The organism is Romboutsia weinsteinii, assembly GCF_002250835.2.
GTDB classification, from domain to species: Bacteria; Bacillota; Clostridia; order Peptostreptococcales; family Peptostreptococcaceae; genus Romboutsia_A; species Romboutsia_A weinsteinii.
The window spans coordinates 33,926-51,699 of record NZ_NOJY02000022.1; the positions used below are offsets into that span (position 1 = coordinate 33,926).

The 17,774-nt window shown below is 31.1% G+C and carries 13 protein-coding genes and 1 other annotated feature; of the genes, 1 reads left to right on the forward strand and 12 read right to left on the reverse strand.

Going from position 1 to position 17,774, the window contains the following annotated elements; genetic code table 11:
• Positions 1 to 104 precede the first annotated feature (104 nt).
• The 6 genes from CHL78_RS12560 to CHL78_RS12580 all read right to left on the reverse strand — a co-directional run bounded on the left by CHL78_RS12560 (position 105) and on the right by CHL78_RS12580 (position 6,804).
• Positions 105 to 1,220 (reverse strand): M20/M25/M40 family metallo-hydrolase, encoded by a 1,116-nt coding sequence (locus CHL78_RS12560; RefSeq protein WP_094369582.1) that lies wholly within the window; start codon positions 1,218 to 1,220, stop codon positions 105 to 107.
• An 86-nt stretch (positions 1,221 to 1,306) separates the two neighbouring features.
• The gene (locus CHL78_RS20795; RefSeq protein ID WP_094369581.1) at positions 1,307 to 2,560 is read right to left on the reverse strand and encodes a hypothetical protein; all 1,254 of its coding nucleotides are present in this window, start codon (positions 2,558 to 2,560) and stop codon (positions 1,307 to 1,309) included.
• A gap of 65 nt (positions 2,561 to 2,625) precedes the next feature.
• Positions 2,626 to 3,495: a 16S rRNA (adenine(1518)-N(6)/adenine(1519)-N(6))-dimethyltransferase RsmA gene (gene rsmA, locus CHL78_RS12565; RefSeq protein ID WP_094369580.1), complete on the reverse strand. Its 870-nt coding sequence runs from the start codon at positions 3,493 to 3,495 to the stop codon at positions 2,626 to 2,628.
• A gap of 33 nt (positions 3,496 to 3,528) precedes the next feature.
• The gene (gene rnmV, locus CHL78_RS12570) at positions 3,529 to 4,059 is read right to left on the reverse strand and encodes a ribonuclease M5 (protein WP_094369579.1); all 531 of its coding nucleotides are present in this window, start codon (positions 4,057 to 4,059) and stop codon (positions 3,529 to 3,531) included.
• A gap of 159 nt (positions 4,060 to 4,218) precedes the next feature.
• A complete protein-coding gene (locus tag CHL78_RS12575) occupies positions 4,219 to 4,893 on the reverse strand; it encodes a G5 domain-containing protein (RefSeq protein WP_094369578.1) in 675 nt (224 codons plus the stop codon).
• 210 nt (positions 4,894 to 5,103) lie between these two features.
• Positions 5,104 to 6,804, reverse strand: a complete 1,701-nt coding sequence (locus CHL78_RS12580; RefSeq protein WP_116041495.1) for an FAD-dependent oxidoreductase — start codon at positions 6,802 to 6,804, stop codon at positions 5,104 to 5,106.
• 185 nt (positions 6,805 to 6,989) lie between these two features.
• On the opposite strand from CHL78_RS12580, the gene CHL78_RS12585 reads away from it, so the two are divergent.
• Entirely contained in the window at positions 6,990 to 7,883 is an 894-nt protein-coding gene (locus tag CHL78_RS12585) for a LysR family transcriptional regulator (protein WP_094366854.1), read from the forward strand.
• 81 nt (positions 7,884 to 7,964) lie between these two features.
• On the opposite strand, the gene CHL78_RS12590 is transcribed toward CHL78_RS12585, so the two are convergent.
• From CHL78_RS12590 to metG, 6 genes are all read right to left on the reverse strand, one after another.
• Entirely contained in the window at positions 7,965 to 10,028 is a 2,064-nt protein-coding gene (locus tag CHL78_RS12590; protein ID WP_158540697.1) for a sigma 54-interacting transcriptional regulator, read from the reverse strand.
• A gap of 132 nt (positions 10,029 to 10,160) precedes the next feature.
• The gene (locus CHL78_RS12595; protein WP_094366852.1) at positions 10,161 to 11,354 is read right to left on the reverse strand and encodes a M24 family metallopeptidase; all 1,194 of its coding nucleotides are present in this window, start codon (positions 11,352 to 11,354) and stop codon (positions 10,161 to 10,163) included.
• 50 nt (positions 11,355 to 11,404) lie between these two features.
• Positions 11,405 to 12,967 (reverse strand): AbgT family transporter, encoded by a 1,563-nt coding sequence (locus CHL78_RS12600; RefSeq protein ID WP_330408627.1) that lies wholly within the window; start codon positions 12,965 to 12,967, stop codon positions 11,405 to 11,407.
• Positions 12,968 to 12,991: 24 nt separating this feature from the next.
• Positions 12,992 to 14,164 (reverse strand): MalY/PatB family protein, encoded by a 1,173-nt coding sequence (locus CHL78_RS12605; RefSeq protein WP_094366851.1) that lies wholly within the window; start codon positions 14,162 to 14,164, stop codon positions 12,992 to 12,994.
• Positions 14,165 to 14,517: 353 nt separating this feature from the next.
• On the reverse strand, positions 14,518 to 15,288 hold the full coding sequence (locus CHL78_RS12610; RefSeq protein WP_094366850.1) for a TatD family hydrolase: 771 nt from the start codon (positions 15,286 to 15,288) through the stop codon (positions 14,518 to 14,520).
• Positions 15,289 to 15,301: 13 nt separating this feature from the next.
• On the reverse strand, positions 15,302 to 17,239 hold the full coding sequence (gene metG, locus CHL78_RS12615) for a methionine--tRNA ligase (RefSeq protein ID WP_094366849.1): 1,938 nt from the start codon (positions 17,237 to 17,239) through the stop codon (positions 15,302 to 15,304).
• A gap of 91 nt (positions 17,240 to 17,330) precedes the next feature.
• Positions 17,331 to 17,554, reverse strand: a binding site (T-box leader).
• Positions 17,555 to 17,774: the final 220 nt, after the last annotated feature.

The window sequence follows — 17,774 nt, forward strand, 5'->3', positions numbered from 1 at the left end:
ATGGATACACTTTCCGTTCAATAGAGATTATCACTAGCCCTAAAATGAAAAATCACCTAGCGTTAGCTAGGCGATTTATAAAATATTATAGATTTATTTTTATTTTAAGCTTCTTTTATTATTTCTGCTACCATTTTAGCAGAATTCATTAAATCTTCTATTGCAATATACTCTTCTAATGTATGAGCTTTTTTCATACCTATACCTAAATTTACAGCTTTTATTCCATGCTTAGATAAGATATTAGTATCACTTCCTCCACCTGTAGATGCAGTGTATCCTTCTATGTTCATGTTTGCAAAAGCTTTTTTAGCAAGCTTAACTATGTCTTCATCTTCAGATACATTTAGTGGAGTGTAAGCTCTATCTACTTGTATGTCTATTTCAGCACCAAACTCTTGTGCAGCTTTTTTGAATGTTTCTACCATATGATTAGTTTGTGCATCCAACTTATCTTCTTTTAAACTTCTAGCCTCAGCTAATATTTCTAATTCTGGCATAACTATGTTTGTAGCTATTCCACCATTTACTACACCTATATTAGCAGTAGTTTCTTCATCTATTCTTAATAAGTTCATATTTTCTATAGCTTTAGCAGCTACCATTATAGCACTTATTCCATTTTCTGGTTGTAAACCTGCATGTGCTGGTCTTCCTGTTATCTTAACTTTTATTGCATCTTGTGCAGGTGCCTTTACTATTATTTCTCCTGGAGAGCCGCCACTATCTAAAACAAAAGCATAATCAACGTCTAACTTAGAGTAATCTAGAGATTTAGCTCCACGAAGTCCGCCTTCTTCCCATATAGAGAATACCACTTGGATATCTGCATGATTTATATTATTTTCTTTTATAGTTCTCATACCTTCTAATATAGCAGCTATTCCTGCCTTATCATCAGATCCTAGTACTGTAGTTCCATCACTCTTTATTATTCCATTAGACTCATCTACTATAGGCTTTACTCCTATACCAGGGCTAACTGTATCCATGTGAGAACTGAATAATAATTTTTTGCCTTCTCTATTTCCTTTTAATGTAGCTATTACATTGCCAGTTTCTGCTCCTGTTTTTTCTGCAGCATCATCTATCGTTACTTGACATCCTATTGCCTTTAGCTTTTCTACTAATACTTGAGCTATTTTTCCTTCTTTAGATGTCGGACTATCTATTTGAACTAACTCAAGAAATTCATTAAGTACTCTTTGTTCATTTATCATAATGACCCCTCCAATATTATAAATACTTACAATTTATATTTTAGGTCATTTACATAATATTAGCAATAGGGAAAACGTTTCAGTATTTATTTTATTATTCTTCTTGTTCTTGAATCTATAAAACATAACCAATAACCTAGGCTATCATTTCTATTGTCGCAAGGTTGATATACGGTAAACCCTGTATGGCCTTTATCCGGTTGTTCATTTTTATTTCCAGGTACTGCATAGATATAGTTTTTTCTCTTATTATACTCATCGTATTGAACTCCAAATAAATAGTGTCTATACTTGTATGAGCTCATTATTGCATCGCTATACATTGTATAATTTAAAGTATTAACATATCCTAAGAAAGGCATTGTATATCCACATATTGTTGCTGGATTTATCTCTATTTTCCACCATCTAGTGTCATCAATATAATCCTCTACAAAAGGTTTTACTTCTCTAAAGTGTTTTAGACCTTTTTTAATTTGTCTTGGCATTAATAATGCTCCTGGAGTCTTTTTATTTTCCATATTGTTGTGATTGTTCATTTGATAACTTTGATAACTTGATTGTTGATCTATTTCTTGAGTGGCCTGCTGTCTAGAATATTGAGGTTGTTTAGGTTTGTATTGAACTTGCTTAGCCTTTTCTCTATTTACTTTTTCTTTATTTATTTGTTCATTATTTGTATTTGTAAATTTATTTTGTCTAGGTTCTGTATATTGTTCTGCTCTACAATATTCATTTCTTGCAGGTTCTACTTCTCTATCATCCTCAATATCTTCTTCATATTCATCATGATTATCTTCATAGTCGTAATCATCGTCATCTTCTTCTACTTCAATATATTCTATTTCTTCGTATTCATCTCCGTCTTCATATTCATCATCATCTACTTCTATATACTCTATCTCTTCATATTCCTCGTATTCGTCTTCATCTTCCATGTCGACATATTCGTCTTCTTCCCCCATAAATAATATATCTTCATAATTATCTATTTTGCTGCCTTTAAATCCAATTAACGGAACAGTTTTTTCATATAATAGTGCAACTCCCTTTATATCTACATCATCCTTCTCCAGATCTAAAACAAATTCACCTTTTCCCTGTTCACTTAATACAATCTTTCCTAAATCTATGGTTTCATAATCACTTTGTATAGCTACTACTCTATATCCATCTCTCATATGTTTAAGGTTTTCTACATATAGCGCTACCACAGATTTATCGTCGTTCACCTCGACTTTTGCAAAAGCCTTTGGTAGGACACGTTCTTTATATCTAAAGTTTGCATCTTTTGCTTCAAGAATTATATAATCTCTCTTGAATTTTCTTTTAGAGCCCACTCTAATCCCCCCTTAACATAAGTTCTCTAGATAGTATATGTTTAGTCGTATAAAAAAAGTACCTTCTATTTAGAAGGTACTTTTGCGTTAACTTTATTTGAAAGAGTAGCAAACTCTTCTATACTAAGAGTTTCTCCTCTTCTTTTTTCATCTATGTTTGCTTCTTGTAATACTTCTCTTATCTCATCTTTAGTTAAGAATCCTAATCCACTTAGAGCATTTAAAAGAGTCTTTCTTCTTTGTCCGAAAGATGCCTTTACTGTTTTGAAGAATATTTCTTCATTATCTACAGGATATTTTATTTCTTCTCTTACATGAAGACCTATAACTGTAGAGTCTACATTTGGTTGAGGAACAAACATGTGTCTAGGAGCTTTAGCTACTATTTCTGTATCACAGTAATATTGTACTGCAACAGATAATGCACCATAGTCCTTAGTTCCTGGGCCTGCATTCATTCTATCTGCGACTTCTTTTTGAACCATTACAACTATATCAGTTACTGGTATATCTTCTTCTAAAAACTTCATAACTATTGGAGTAGTTATATAGTATGGAAGGTTAGCTACTAATTTAACTGGTCCATGATTTAACTTCTCTTTTATTAATTCTTGTACATCTACCTTAAGTATATCTTGATTTACTACTTCTACGTTTTCAAGATCTGATAAAGTTTCTTTTAATATTGGTATTAAAGTCTTATCTATTTCTATAGCAACTACCTTGTCTGCTACTTTTCCCATTTCACGAGTAAGTGTACCTATTCCAGGACCTACCTCTATTATATGGTCGCCTTCAGAAAGTCTAGCCCCTTCTAATATTCTATCTATAACGTTATCGTCTATTAAAAAGTTTTGTCCTAAAGACTTTGAAAATTTAAAACCATGTTTTTGTACTACTTCTTTGGTCGCTCTATGCGAAGAAAGTCTGTCCATTTTAGTTCTCCTTTTGTTTATATTTTAATAATCTTATAAGCTTTCTAATGATTTATTAAACTCTTCTCTACTTACACCATAGTTATTAAGTCTGTTTAAAAATTGCTTGGCATTTCCGTACCCTATTCCAAGTATTTTACCCAGTTCATCACGTCTAACTGATGCATCTTCATTTCCTATAAGACCGTTTCTTATTAAATCTACTTGTGTAAACTCTTCTCTTTTTTGTACACTTTCCGTTCTAACTTTATTAAGCGCTGCTATTATACTTTCTGGAGTAGCATTTTCGATTCCTATATCTCCATCCTTCTTAGCCTCTTCTCTAGGCAAGAAAGCATGCTTACATCCCGGCACTTCTGCTGCTATCTTTTTTCTTATTTTTTCACCTGCAAAGTCAGGATCAGTAAATATTATTACTCCACATCTTTCTTGAGCAGATTTAATACGTTCCATAACTCCTTTTGGAAAGCCAAATCCACCTGTAGTTATAAGCTCTGCATCAAGAGCTCTTTTAACTGCCGTTACATCGTCTCTACCTTCTACTACTATTATCTCTTTTATCATTATAAACTCACCTTTTTGTTTATTTTAGAAACTTATATCTTTATATTTTAAGGTTTTTAGAGGATTTTATCAAGCCATAAGTTAAAGCTATGGTTTATATTCCATAGCTTCATTTATATTTTTAACAATTTAATTATTAAAAATAACTATTTAAAATATTTATATAGTCTCAGCTTCTAGTGTTCCTATTTTTACAACTTCATCTATAGGTTCTTTGATTATATTCTCTGATAGTTTTTCCTTCAAAATCTTAGTTCCATCTTTATAAGTTACTCTGTATTTAACCTCTTTTTGTCCTGATTGGCCTTTTGAGACTATTTTTGTATTCCCCTTTAATAAATTACTATCTTTTATGCTACTTACATTATATGATATATCTTCTAATGCTACTTCTTCCTTTTCTACTATTCTCACAATCTCTATAGTCTCGTCTGGTTTTACATGTTCATCAAGTTCTTTATTTAGTATATCTTTTTCTCCTAGAGATATATTACAAGACTCCAACGTATTTTCCAATGTTCCTTGATTAACCAAATATTCTTTTTCTTTTTTTCCATCTTTTATATTAATTGAAAATCTATTATCAATAGTGATCTTCATATCATCTTTAATCTCTGCATCCATCGGTGGATCTATTTTACTCCATTCATTAACATCTATCTTTTTATTATGCAAGAATTCAGTCACATTTTTAGAAAATGTATTATATTTATATTCTTGTCCATCTACATTTAAACTAACCTCTTTATTAAGATCTGAATAGCATCCTAATACTACTACCGTAGCTCCTACTAATAATATCATAGAATCTTTAAGTGAATCCTTTAATCCCATAAGTAAATTCCCCCCTCATATGTATATCAAACTCTTCATCTATAGTTATTTTCCATAGATTATATTCACAGGCTTGTCTACTTATTCATCAAATTAAAAATCTTCACTTAAAAATATTAATATAAAAAGTCCACTCAAATTGTTCTTGAGCGGACTTTTTATATTAATCACTGGTTATAAATCTATATTATACACTTATAATTTATTATCTTATTTAAAGTTATACTTTGTAACTATTGGTTCTCTTCCAGTAGATTTATCGTTGAAATATTCATTTAAGCAAATTCCTAAAAATCCTCCAGCTACATTATATACATCTTTAAATCCTAGTTGTTGTAATGCTAGAGATGCATTGTAACTTCTTTGAGCACTCTTACAATGTATGTACAGAGGTCTATCTGTAGGAATATCCTCTAATCTATCTCTTAATTGGCTAAGGGGTATGTTTATAGCTCCTTTTATATTACCTTGTTCATATTCACTTTCTTCTCTAACATCTATTATGCATTCGCCTTGTTCAACTAGTTCCCTAACCTGTGTAACGTATACTTGTTTAAATTTCTTGTGAAGTAGATTAGATCCAACATAAGCCGCGTGATTAACAACATCCTTTGCTGTTCCAAAAGGAGGTGCATAACATAATTCTAAATCAGTTAAATCCTCTAAAGTTCCACCAAACTTTATAACCGTAGCTATTACATCTACTCTCTTATCAGCAGTTCCTTTTCCTATAGCTTGAGCTCCTAGGATTTTTCCTGTTGGTACTTCATATATTAATTTAAAATGCATTGGAGCAGCATCTGGCATTAATCCAACTCTATCAGATGGTATCACTCTTACTACATCGTACTTTATATTTAACCCTAACGCCTTTATTAATCCTTCGTTTAATCCTGTAGATGCCGCATTATAATCAAATACTTTTATAACAGATGATCCTATAAATCCTGTATTTTTTACAGACATACCATTTATATGATTCGCAACAGCTCTAGCTTGTTTTTGAGCTGGCCCAGCCAACGCTAATCTAGTAGTAGAGTTTGTCAGTGCATGATATACCTCAATAGCATCTCCTACTGCATAGATGTCATTATCATTTGTCATATAGTTTTGATCTACCTTTATAGCTCCTGTCTCACCTAATTCTATGCCTGACTCAACAGCTAATTTAGTTTCTGGTGCTACACCTATAGCCATAACTACCGCATCTGAATTTATTCTTCTTCCTGATTCTAGTACCACAGTATTTTCTTCAAACGAGCTTACTTTATCTCCTAATACTAAATCAACTCCATTGTCATCTAACACTTTGTGTAATATTTGAACCATATCATAATCAAATGGCTTCATTATTTGTTTGCCTGCTTCTATTAAAGTAACATTATATCCTGCTTCTTTTAGATTCTCAGCAACCTCTACACCTATAAATCCACCACCTATTACAGATATGTTTTTACTTTCTAAATCTTTTACGAAGTAATTTAATTTTGCTATATCTACAACATTTCTAACTGTAAATAAATCTACCTTATCTATTCCTTCTATCGGAGGAACTATTGCTTTTGCTCCTGGTGATAGTATTAGTTTATCGTAAGTTTCAGTATATTCTTTATCTGTTATTACATCTAAGACTCTAACTGATTTATTTTCTCTATCTATAGAAATAACTTCATTATGTACCCTTGCATCTATTCTATATTGATTAAAGAACTTCTCTGGATGCATAAGCACTAAATCTTCATGACTCTCTACCGCTCCACTTAAATGGTATGGTAAGCAGCAGTTAGAAAATGAAACGTGTGGTCCTTTTTCAAACATTATTATCTTATCGTCTTCACCTAGTCTTCTTAGCCTAGCTGCAGCTGATGCTCCTCCTGCAACTCCCCCAACTATTAAAATCTTTTTACTCATTTATAGTCACTCCCTTAGTGTTAATGTTTTCATAAGTCTATTTTACTATAAATATGTAGTTATAGATAATAAGAGCTACTTATACATAGATAGATATTTCTTATACCTATCTACATACATTAATTTGACTAGTTTCTCAAAGTAAAATATAATATTTTTATCATAATATTGTAGGATGTGATTACATGAATCTTGACCACTTACGCTCATTTTATATGACTGCCAAGTACAAAAGTATATCCAAATCAGCTAAAGAACTACATCTGACACAACCAGGACTAAGTATGCAATTACAAAATCTTGAAAGTGAGATGGGTACTAGCTTGTTAAAGAGAAGTTATCGAGGTGTTGAACTTACTGAGGAAGGTAAGATAGTTTTTGAATATGCAAATAAAGTTCTATCTTTAGAAGATGATTTACACACTCAACTTAGAAATCTTAAAAATAATGTTGAACCTCTTTTAATAGGCTCTTGTAAAAGTATTGGTGAATATGCTCTACCTTGTAGCATATATACATTTAAACAAATACATGAGAATATACATATTTCCCTAGAATTAAATAATTCTTCTACGGTTATAAAAAAATTAAGAAATCACGATATAAATATTGGGATAATACAAGAACATAACATTGGCGAGGATATCGTTTCTATACCACTTCTATCTGACAAATTAGCTTTGGTAGGTGGATATGATCAGCCAATGAACAAGATTACTCTAGATGATCTTTTAGACTTACAATTAATTTTAAGAGAAGAAGGATCTGCTACTCGAAGCATATTAGAAGATGCTTTTAATAAAAAAGGATTAGATTTTAATAATTTAAATGTTATTTATTCTCTTAATTCCCAAGAAGCTATTAAAAATTCTATATCATTACAAAAATGCTTCTCATTTTTACCTGAGGTATCTATAAGACAGGAACTTAGAAGCTCTACTTTAAAAAAGATAAGTATAGTTGACCTTGATATTGAATTTAACTATTACGTTGTATATCGTAAGAATTATAAATTAACTAAATACGAACAAATTTTCATAGACTTTATTTCATCGAAAAAAAGATGTTTTTGTTATTAAAATAATATAAAAAGAGAGTTTGTCACAATGATTTTAATCATTAAGATGAACTCTCTTTTTAATTAATGTTAACTCTTTTATTTATAGTTTATCTAGCAACCTAATTCCATCTTCAAGAATTTTAGTACCTCCTCTACCTTTTGAAATAGATATTAGATTGATACTTTCTAGTTTTGTAAGTATAGTCCTTACTTCTTGCTCTGATAAATCAATTCCTCTTAGTTTAGATTCTTCAGAAATAGCTTTTCTACCTATCGAAATATTTCTCTTATATACTTTGTTTACCTCATTTAATACAAATATATAATGATCCAATCTCTTACCAGCTACTCTTTTTAACTGATCTATTTCACATGCAACATTAACTTTTATAGGTCTTTCTTCTAACCCTATAGTTCCTTTAAAAGATACTGGTAAGTCTTCTAATTTTATTAGTTCATCACCTATATAACAAAAGTACTCTACATAATTTCTTAACTCTCTTATATTACCTTCCCACTTATGTCCTTTAAATATATCTACGACCTCATTAGAAAGCTTGAAGCACCCTCCAAAATCTTTCATAGCTTTATTTATTAGTAAAAATATATCTTCACCTCTATCTCTAAGAGGAGGTAACTCTATCGGTAGAGTACATAACCTGTAATATAAATCTTTCCTAAACTTGCCTTTTTCGACTAAGTCTGATATTTTTTCATTTGTTGCAGCAATTATCCTTACATCTATACTTATAAGCTTATCTCCACCTAACCTCATCACTTCTTTTTCTTGAAGTACTCTTAATAGCTTTATCTGTAACATCGGACTCATAGCCTCTACCTCATCTAAGAATAAAGTTCCCTTGTGTGCAAATTCAAATAAACCTAACTTCCCGCCTTTTTTCGCTCCTGTAAAAGCTCCATCATCATATCCAAAGAGTTCACTTTCAAGTAAATTATCAGGTATAGCTCCACAATTTATTGCTACAAATGGATTTTCTCTTCTTAATGATTCATTATGAATGGCATTGGCGAATAATTCTTTACCTGTTCCACTTTCTCCAGTAATCACTATTGAAGCATTTGAAGTAGCCATTTTTTTAGCCATTTTTTTTGTTTTTTCAATGATAATAGATTCACCTAAAATATCATCGAAAGTATATTTAGCATAATGTCCCTTATTTGATAGCTGAGCTCTCATTTTAAGTTGCTTATTTTCTTCTTCTATAAATTTTTGTAAAATAGCAAAAGCACCCATATATTTCCCCATTCTAATAACAGGTCTTATAGATAATGCTATATCAAAGTTATTTATCCTTATTAGCTTATTATTTATTTCTTTCATTTCTAATCTACATTCTTCAAAAGGTATCTCTCTTAAACAATCATTTGCATTTTTACCTATTATATTATTAGAGTCTAGGTTAGTTATTGATTTTGCCTTCTGATTATAAGCATAGATATTATTATTTTCATCAACACCGATTATCCCCATCTCTAATATTTCAAGAAGTATTGAGAAGTTACTTTCAAGAGATATAGATTTATTAAACAGATGGTCTATACTATAATTGGTTCTTGGAAGACTTTGAAAATATTCTCTAAATGCTTCTGTCTCCAAGTAATTCTCCAAGTCTAATTTGATAGCTATTTCTACTATCGTATTTATAGATAAAACTCTATCACCAATATCTATGATCTCCCTACTAAGATTATTGGTGTATCTTGTCTCACCTGGTGTTATTACAATATCATAGTTTGGCAAATAATCATCTTCTGGATCATATGGTATAAATTTTATTTGATTTATGCCTAAGTCAGTAAGATGAGCAATAGTTTCTATCGACATTCTAGGTGTTATATTCACCACTAATGCCTTTGTTCCGCATGGAACAGATTTTAATTTTTCTAAACTTTTCTTAGCTATGGTTCTTTCTATTATAACTGTATCTTTTTGGTTTGATAACTTTGACTTTGCTATAACATCTCCACCAAAAGAACAAGTTGTCACTACATACAAATCATGTCCAATTTTTTGGAAGCTTTGTTTTTCTCCTACCCACATAGTATCTATATCTATTACATCTCCAAATAATTTGGATAAAATTTTTGCATAAAATAGAGCTGCATCCCTATCATAAGTTACTATACATACTTTTTTCTTCATAAGTTTCCCCTCTGCTGTTAACAAGATGCCTTCATTATAACCCATCTCTTTATATTGATTCAATGTACTCTATTTTCTATATAAAAAACTCTAAGATGCAAGATTTGTAGTCTACACCTTAGAGTTTTTGTTTTATTTACAGTTATCTTTATTTTGCCAGTGAGGAGTAAGTGGAGTCAGTACCTCACACCCATCCTTGGTAACTAATATCATATCTTCTATGTTAAATCCACCAAAACCTGTCATATAAAATGGTGTTTCTATACAAATAATCATACCTTCTTCTAAAGTTCTCTTTTCATTTAATGAAACAAACGGGGCATCTGCCGTTTGAGGTCCCATACTTATACTGTGACCTAAGTGGCCTCTTTCATAGAATTTATAATCAGCCTTAACATGATCAAATCCTATTTTAAATAAATCAGCAAAAGTTAATCCTGGCTTAATAGCATCTATCATCAACTTTTGTGCCTCACAAAGTTTTTCTTTTAATTCATAAGCAACTGGATGTGCATCTCCGACAATCCAAGTTCTAGAAAAATCTGTTGTGTAGAAGTTAGTATCACCATTTACCCCACCATCAAACTTTACTATATCTCCATTTTTTATTTTTCTGTCTGTTGATCTACAAAGCCTTCCTGAGTTTTCTCCTGCGCAGAAAGAAGACCATCCACTTGGAAAACATATACCAGATTCCATTACTTTTTTGCAGTAAATATCAAATAGCTCTCTTTCCGTTACTCCAATGTCTACAAATTGACTTGTATAATTTAATGCTTCATCAGCAACTCTTGCAAGCTTTCTAAAGTATTCTATCTCATCATCTTCTTTTATTGCTCTAGCTTCTAAAAATATATTTGATATATTTACAAAATTTGCTTCTGGCAATCTTTCCTTTAGTGATTCATAGTAGTTTACTGGTAAATAGTCTAATTCTAGACCTATAATTTTATTCTCTAACTCAAGCTCTTTTATTGTCTCAACAACTACATCTAAAGATGTTACAAATTTTGAGTTTTGAGCTACTTCTTGGTTAGCTATTACCTGATCAAAAGTTTTTGCACCTACCCACGTACTATATTTCTTTACAATACAATCCATGTAATCAGAAAATGCTTCTGACTCAAAATCCATACCAATTGCTACGGGTTTTGTTCCCTCTTTATTATCTAGTACAGCCACTGCAAAGTGAGGCTGTCTAGATACGGTATGCTGATGTGAAGAATATGCTGTTATATAAGTAAAATTTTCCGGAGAATTAACTATAGCTCCATCTATGCTATGTTTTTTAAGTAAGTTTTTTATTTTGCTAGTCTTTGGTTTCATGATAATCTCTTCTTTCTTTTATATGATTAATCTTATTTTAAAATCAGATACTACATAGGATAGAATAATGGTGATCCTGGTCCTAATGGTAACTTTAAGAAGTACCATGCTATAAACAATACTATCCATCCTAATAAGAATGCTATTGAATAAGGAATCATTGTAGTTATTAATGTCCCTACACCAGCTTTTTTGTCATACTTCTGACAGAATGCAACTATTAATGCAAAGAATGGCATTAATGGTGCTATAACATTTGTACAAGAATCTCCTATTCTATAAACAACCTGAGTTAATTCTGGAGAGAATCCTAATCTCATAAACATTGGTACAAATATTGGGGCCATTAGTACCCATTTAGCAGAGTCAACTGCTATGAATATATTGATTATTGCTGTTAAAACTATGAAGCATATTATCAATGGCAACCCTACAAATCCTGTATTTTCTAAGAATTGAGCTCCATTAACAGATATTATTGTTCCTATATTTGAATATTCAAAGTGCTTTATAAATTGTCCCGCAAAGAATACAAGTACTAAGAATCCTGTTATTCCACTTATCCCTTTAATCATTAAGTCAATTACATCTTTATCATTTTTTATAACTTTAGCACCGATTCCATAGAATAAACCTGGTACTAAGAATACCCCACCCATTATTGGTATTATACTACTCATAAATGGAGAAGTTAAAACTCCACCTGTTTCTGGATTTCTTAATATACCATTTTCAGGTACTACTAATGCAGCTATTACTAATACATACACTAATAAAGAAAGTAATCCAAATTTCATTCCTCTTTTTTCTAAATTAGTTATATCTTCAACTACTCCTTCACCTTTTTCTGGCTTATACTCTCCTAATCTAGGCTCGATTATCTTTTCAGTTACATAAGTAGCCACTCCTGTTATTAAGAATGTTGACACTACCATGAAGAACCAATTTGAAGTTGGTTGAACTAAATAGTTAGGATCTAACATATGAGCTGCTTGTGTGGATATACCAGCAAACATTGGATCATTACTTCCTATTAATAGGTTAGCACTCCATCCCCCTGAAACCCCAGCAAATGCTGCTGCAAGTCCAGCTATTGGATGTCTTCCAAAACTCATAAATACTATTGCCCCTAATGGAACTAATACAACATACCCTGTAGATGACGCTATGTTTGAAACTATTCCAAGTAATACAACCATCGCTGTTACATATCTTCTTGGAGTTACTGCTGCAATTTTTCTTAAACCTGCAGATAAGAATCCTGTTCCTTCTGCTACACCAACACATAAAATTATTGTAAATACTGGTCCTAATGGGAAAAATCCAGTAAAGTTAGCCATTACGTTAGTGAACATATATCTTATTCCATCTGCCGTTAATAAACTTTGAGCTGTTACTGTATTTTGAACTATAGATCCTGTTGCAGTGTCTACCGCATCATAAGAAACACTTACACCCATACTACCCATGATAGCTGATATTACTATTACTATTGCACTTAAGATTATAAAAAGTGTAGCTGGGTGAGGAAGAGAATTTCCTACTTTTTCTACTGCGTCTAGTGATTTTAAGACAAAGCTTTTTTTCTCTTTTTGCTTCATTTTAGCTTCCATTTTTGTTCCCCCTATTTATGTATTTTATTTATTAATTATTGCCTCTTTAAGTTGATTCATTGCTTTTTCTAATAATAATCTTGAGCAGGCTACATTAAGTCTCATATATCCTTCTCCACCTTGTCCAAAGCTTCTTCCATCATTTAGTCCTAATCTAGCCTTATTTATAAAGAAGTCCACTAGGTCATCTCCCTCTAACCCTAAATCTTTACAATCAAGCCACATTAAATATGTACAATCTGGTCTGTTTGGTTTTATTTGTGGTATATTTTCTTTACAGAAATTAATAATATACTCTATATTTCCTTCTATGTATGTTAATAATTGTTCTAACCATTCTTCTCCATATTCGTATGCAGCCATATTAGATACTAAACTAAAACAGTTATTTCTTTTAGAATCTAATCTACCTTGAACATCTTCATACTTTTCTTTAAGTTCTATAGTTGGGAATACTGTTGTTGATACTTGTAGTCCAGCTAAGTTAAACGTTTTCGTTGCTGATATACAAGTCATAGTATTTTTAGCAAATTCTTCAGATATTGAGGCCATTGGTATATGCTTATTATCCCAAAGTATTAAATCTGAATGGATTTCATCAGATATAACCATAATTCCATTATCTAAACATATTTGTCCTAATCTTGTTAACTCTTCTTTAGTCCAAACTCTTCCTACTGGATTGTGTGGATTGCATACTATTAAGTACTTTGCCCCTTGTTTAGCCTTTGCTTCTAAATCATCAAAGTCCATATAGTAATCACCATCTATATACTCAAGAGGGTTGTATACTAATTCTCCACCCCAATCTTCTACTGCTGTAAAAAACTCTGAATAAACAGGAGGTTGAACTATAACCTTTTCCCCTTTTCCTAAAAACTCTCTCATGAAATGACACATCATTGGCATTACACCTGTTGAGTGAGACATATAATTTACATCTACATCCCAATTATTTTTCTTTTTTTGCCATTCTTTAACTAACTCAAAATATCTTTCTGGTCTTGATGTATATCCAAACATTCCTTGATTAGCTCTATCTATCATCGCATCAATTATTGGCTTAGCTGTTTTTAAATCCATATCTGCTATCCAAAGAGGTATTATATCTTCTCTCCCAAATTTTTTGGCTGCTTCATCATGTTTAGCCGAGTAGTTATCACTACGATCCATTATTGTGTTAAAATCGTAAATCATTACTACACCTCCTTATAAATTTTTATACTTACTAATTAAGCAATAACTATGCCAAATTTATAACAATGAAATCATTTTCTTTTTTATTCTATTACAGTTTTGCTGTTTTTTCAACAGAAAAACGTTAATATTTAAACATATTATTACATATTTAGACTTCTATTATTTTTTCTAGCTTAAATCTTATTTTTATATTAAGGTTGTATTATATCTTTTAATCAACCATTTTGGATTCGTCATTATGGTTAATCGGTTGTTTTAATAGGTTATTTCAACCATTTAAATGTAAAATAAGCCACCTAAATATAATCTATAAGCTTTAAAACTTATCTATATCTAGATGGCTTTATTTATTATTTTATATTAAAGAATTTCTTTGCATTTTCCTTAGTAGCCTCACATACTTGCTCATAAGATATACCTTTTTCTTGAGCAATCTTATCAGCAACAAACGCTACTAATGATGGGTCATTTCTTTTACCTCTATGCGGCTCTGGAGCCATATAAGGTGAATCAGTTTCTATTAATAAGTATTCTAAAGGAATTTCTTTTACTACTTCCTTCGTCTTCTTATTGTTTTTAAATGTAACTGTTCCAGGTATAGAAATATAGCAACCCATTTTTATATATTCCTTAGCTAATTCTACATTTCCGCTATAACAATGAAGTACACATCCTATTTCAGGGCTTTTAGTATTCTTTATTATTTCAAAAGTATCACCATGTGCATCTCTATCATGTATTATTATTGGTAATTTAAGTTCATTCGCTAATTCTATTTGCTTTTTGAACCATTCTTTTTGAACTTCTCTAGGGGAATTATCATAGTAATAATCTAATCCTATCTCTCCTATTGCAACTACCTTTTCATTTTCAGTAGCTAACTTTCTTAAAGTATCTATTGCTGTATCATCTAATTGAGCTACATCATGTGGATGTACTCCAACTGCTGCATATATAAAATCATATTTTTTAGCAAGCTCAATACTGCTTATTGATGTTTCTATATCTGCTCCAGGATTTACAACTAAATCAACTTTATTTTCTCTTAAAGATTGTATTAAAGCGTCTCTATCTTCATCAAATCTTTCATCGTTTAAGTGAGCGTGTGAGTCAAATAACATTTTTGTACTCTCCTTATCTAACTTCGCATCCGTCTTTAGCACCCTTAGTTTCTGGTAATACTAAATCGTCTCCATCATCTCCAGCTGCTAATATCATACCTTGAGATTCTACACCTCTTAGCTTAACTGGCTTTAAGTTACATACTACAGTAACTTCTTTTCCAACCATGTCTTCTGGCTTATACCACTTAGCTATTCCAGATACTATTTGTCTTGTTTCAGGTCCTAACTTAACTTGTGAAACTAAAAGTCTATCTGCTTTTGGGTGCTTTTCACAGCTTATTATTTTACCTACTCTTAATTCTATCTTATCTAAATCGTCTATAGTTATTTCTTCTTTGTGAGTTAGAGCTTCTTCTACCACTTCATCTTTCTTTTCTGCAAATAATTCGTTCAATTCTTCCACTTCCTTTTCGATGTCTAGTCTTGGGAATAATGCTTGACCTTTTGTTACCTTAGTGTTTTCACCTATTAGTCCAAATGTATTTAAGCTTTCCCATGTTGTTATGTTTTCGTTAGTGATTCCTAATTGAGTGTATATCTTTTTAGCAGTATCATTCATTATTGGATTTATAAGAGTTGCTGTTATTCTTATAGATTCACATAAGTTATATAATACTGTGTCTAAAGTTCCTTTATTAGCTTCATCTTTAGCTAAAGCCCAAGGCATAGTTTCATCAATGTACTTATTAGTTCTTCTTATTAATTTCCAAGCACTTTCTAATGCTTCGTTAAATTGAAGTTTATCCATTTCTTTTTCGAAGTTTTCTACTGAAGTTTTTGCAACTTCTTTTAAATCTTCATCGAAATCAGTTTTTACATTAACCATAGGTATTATACCTGAATTGTATTTTTCAACCATAGCTACTGTTCTACTTACTAGGTTTCCTAAGTCATTCGCTAAGTCTGAGTTTAATCTAGTAACAAAGTTTCTATGAGTATAGTTTCCATCTTGACCAAATGCAAATTCTCTTAATAAGAAGTATTTTAATGAATCTACTCCATATCTTTCTATCATTTGCTCTGGGTAAACTATATTTCCTTTTGACTTACTCATCTTATCATTATCAAATAATATCCATCCATGACCGTATACTTGTGTAGGTACTTCTTCACCTAAAGCCATTAATATTGCTGGCCATATTATAGTATGGAATCTCATTATTTCTTTACCAACTATATGAACATTTGCTGGCCAGAACTTCTTGTATTCAGTCTCATCTTCACTCATATATCCAAGTGCTGATATGTAGTTGCATAAAGCATCTACCCATACATATATTACATGTTTCTCGTCAAACGGTACTTTTATACCCCAGTCAAAAGTTGTTCTAGTTACACATAAATCTTCTAAACCTTTGTCTAAGAAGTTTGCAACCATTTCATTTTTTCTTGATACTGGGAAGCAGAAGTTTGGATCTGCGAATAATTCTCTTAATCTATCTTCATATTTAGATAATTTAAAGAAGTAAGCTTCTTCTTTAGCTATATAAGTATCTCTTCCACAATCAGGACATTTATTTCCTTCTAATAATTGAGATTCTGTCCAGAAACTTTCACATGGAGTACAGTATCTTCCTTCGTAAGCTCCTTTGTATATATCACCTTGCTCATAAAGCTTAGTAAATATTTTTTGTATTATAACTTTATGTCTATCTTCTGTAGTTCTTATGAAATCATCATATGATATATCCATAGTGTTCCATAGTTTTTTTATATCTGCTATCATTCCATCTAAGTATTCTATTTCCGTCATACCTTTTTCTTTAGCAGTTTTTTGTATCTTTTCACCGTGCTCATCAGTTCCTGTTAAGAATTTTACATCATATCCTGAGAAACGCTTAAATCTTGCTATTGCATCTGCTGCAACTGTTGTGTACGTGTGTCCTATATGTAAGTTACCACTCGGGTAGTATATAGGTGTTGTTACATAAAAATTAGGCTTGCTCATAGTTATTACCTCCTTATATGTCAGCCACCCTTGGCCAATTTAACTTTAATAATTTATTGATATAATTAAAAAACTCGCCACCTATGATATACATAGGGGCGAGATTATACGCGGTACCACCCTAATTTACCTAATCTTATAAATTATTGATTAGATATCTTAGTAGACTATAACGGGTCTAATCGCCTTATCCTAATATAATTTCAGATAAGAAGCTCTGAGGCCATCTTCAATAATTTCTTTAACGCTAGATTTCAGCAACACTAGCTCTCTGTAGAAAAAGTTACTATTTACTCTTCTCTTCACTGCTTTTTAGTATATATTGTTAGTTTTATCTTAACTACTATGTATTATACACTATTTTTACATTTTGGTTACTCTTATTATTAAAATTAATTTTATAAAATTTATATATTATTGTCAATTAATATTTTGCTGATAGATATACCTTTTTATTTTCTATGTAAATATTATATAGCATATAAATACTGATGCTAGTACACCTGCTACATGGCTAAGCATGGCACAACTCAAA

What these genes read in the sequence shown, in the direction of transcription:
- CHL78_RS12585 (WP_094366854.1), top strand. Translation starts at nt 6,990, where the DNA reads ATGAATCTTGACCACTTACGCTCATTTTATATGACTGCCAAGTACAAA.
- CHL78_RS12605 (WP_094366851.1), bottom strand. Translation starts at nt 14,164, where the DNA reads ATGATTTACGATTTTAACACAATAATGGATCGTAGTGATAACTACTCG.
- rsmA (WP_094369580.1), bottom strand. Translation starts at nt 3,495, where the DNA reads ATGGACAGACTTTCTTCGCATAGAGCGACCAAAGAAGTAGTACAAAAA.
- CHL78_RS12590 (WP_158540697.1), bottom strand. Translation starts at nt 10,028, where the DNA reads ATGAAGAAAAAAGTATGTATAGTAACTTATGATAGGGATGCAGCTCTA.
- rnmV (WP_094369579.1), bottom strand. Translation starts at nt 4,059, where the DNA reads ATGATAAAAGAGATAATAGTAGTAGAAGGTAGAGACGATGTAACGGCA.
- CHL78_RS12600 (WP_330408627.1), bottom strand. Translation starts at nt 12,967, where the DNA reads ATGGAAGCTAAAATGAAGCAAAAAGAGAAAAAAAGCTTTGTCTTAAAA.
- CHL78_RS12595 (WP_094366852.1), bottom strand. Translation starts at nt 11,354, where the DNA reads ATGAAACCAAAGACTAGCAAAATAAAAAACTTACTTAAAAAACATAGC.
- CHL78_RS12580 (WP_116041495.1), bottom strand. Translation starts at nt 6,804, where the DNA reads ATGAGTAAAAAGATTTTAATAGTTGGGGGAGTTGCAGGAGGAGCATCA.
- CHL78_RS12575 (WP_094369578.1), bottom strand. Translation starts at nt 4,893, where the DNA reads ATGGGATTAAAGGATTCACTTAAAGATTCTATGATATTATTAGTAGGA.
- CHL78_RS12560 (WP_094369582.1), bottom strand. Translation starts at nt 1,220, where the DNA reads ATGATAAATGAACAAAGAGTACTTAATGAATTTCTTGAGTTAGTTCAA.
- CHL78_RS12610 (WP_094366850.1), bottom strand. Translation starts at nt 15,288, where the DNA reads ATGTTATTTGACTCACACGCTCACTTAAACGATGAAAGATTTGATGAA.
- metG (WP_094366849.1), bottom strand. Translation starts at nt 17,239, where the DNA reads ATGAGCAAGCCTAATTTTTATGTAACAACACCTATATACTACCCGAGT.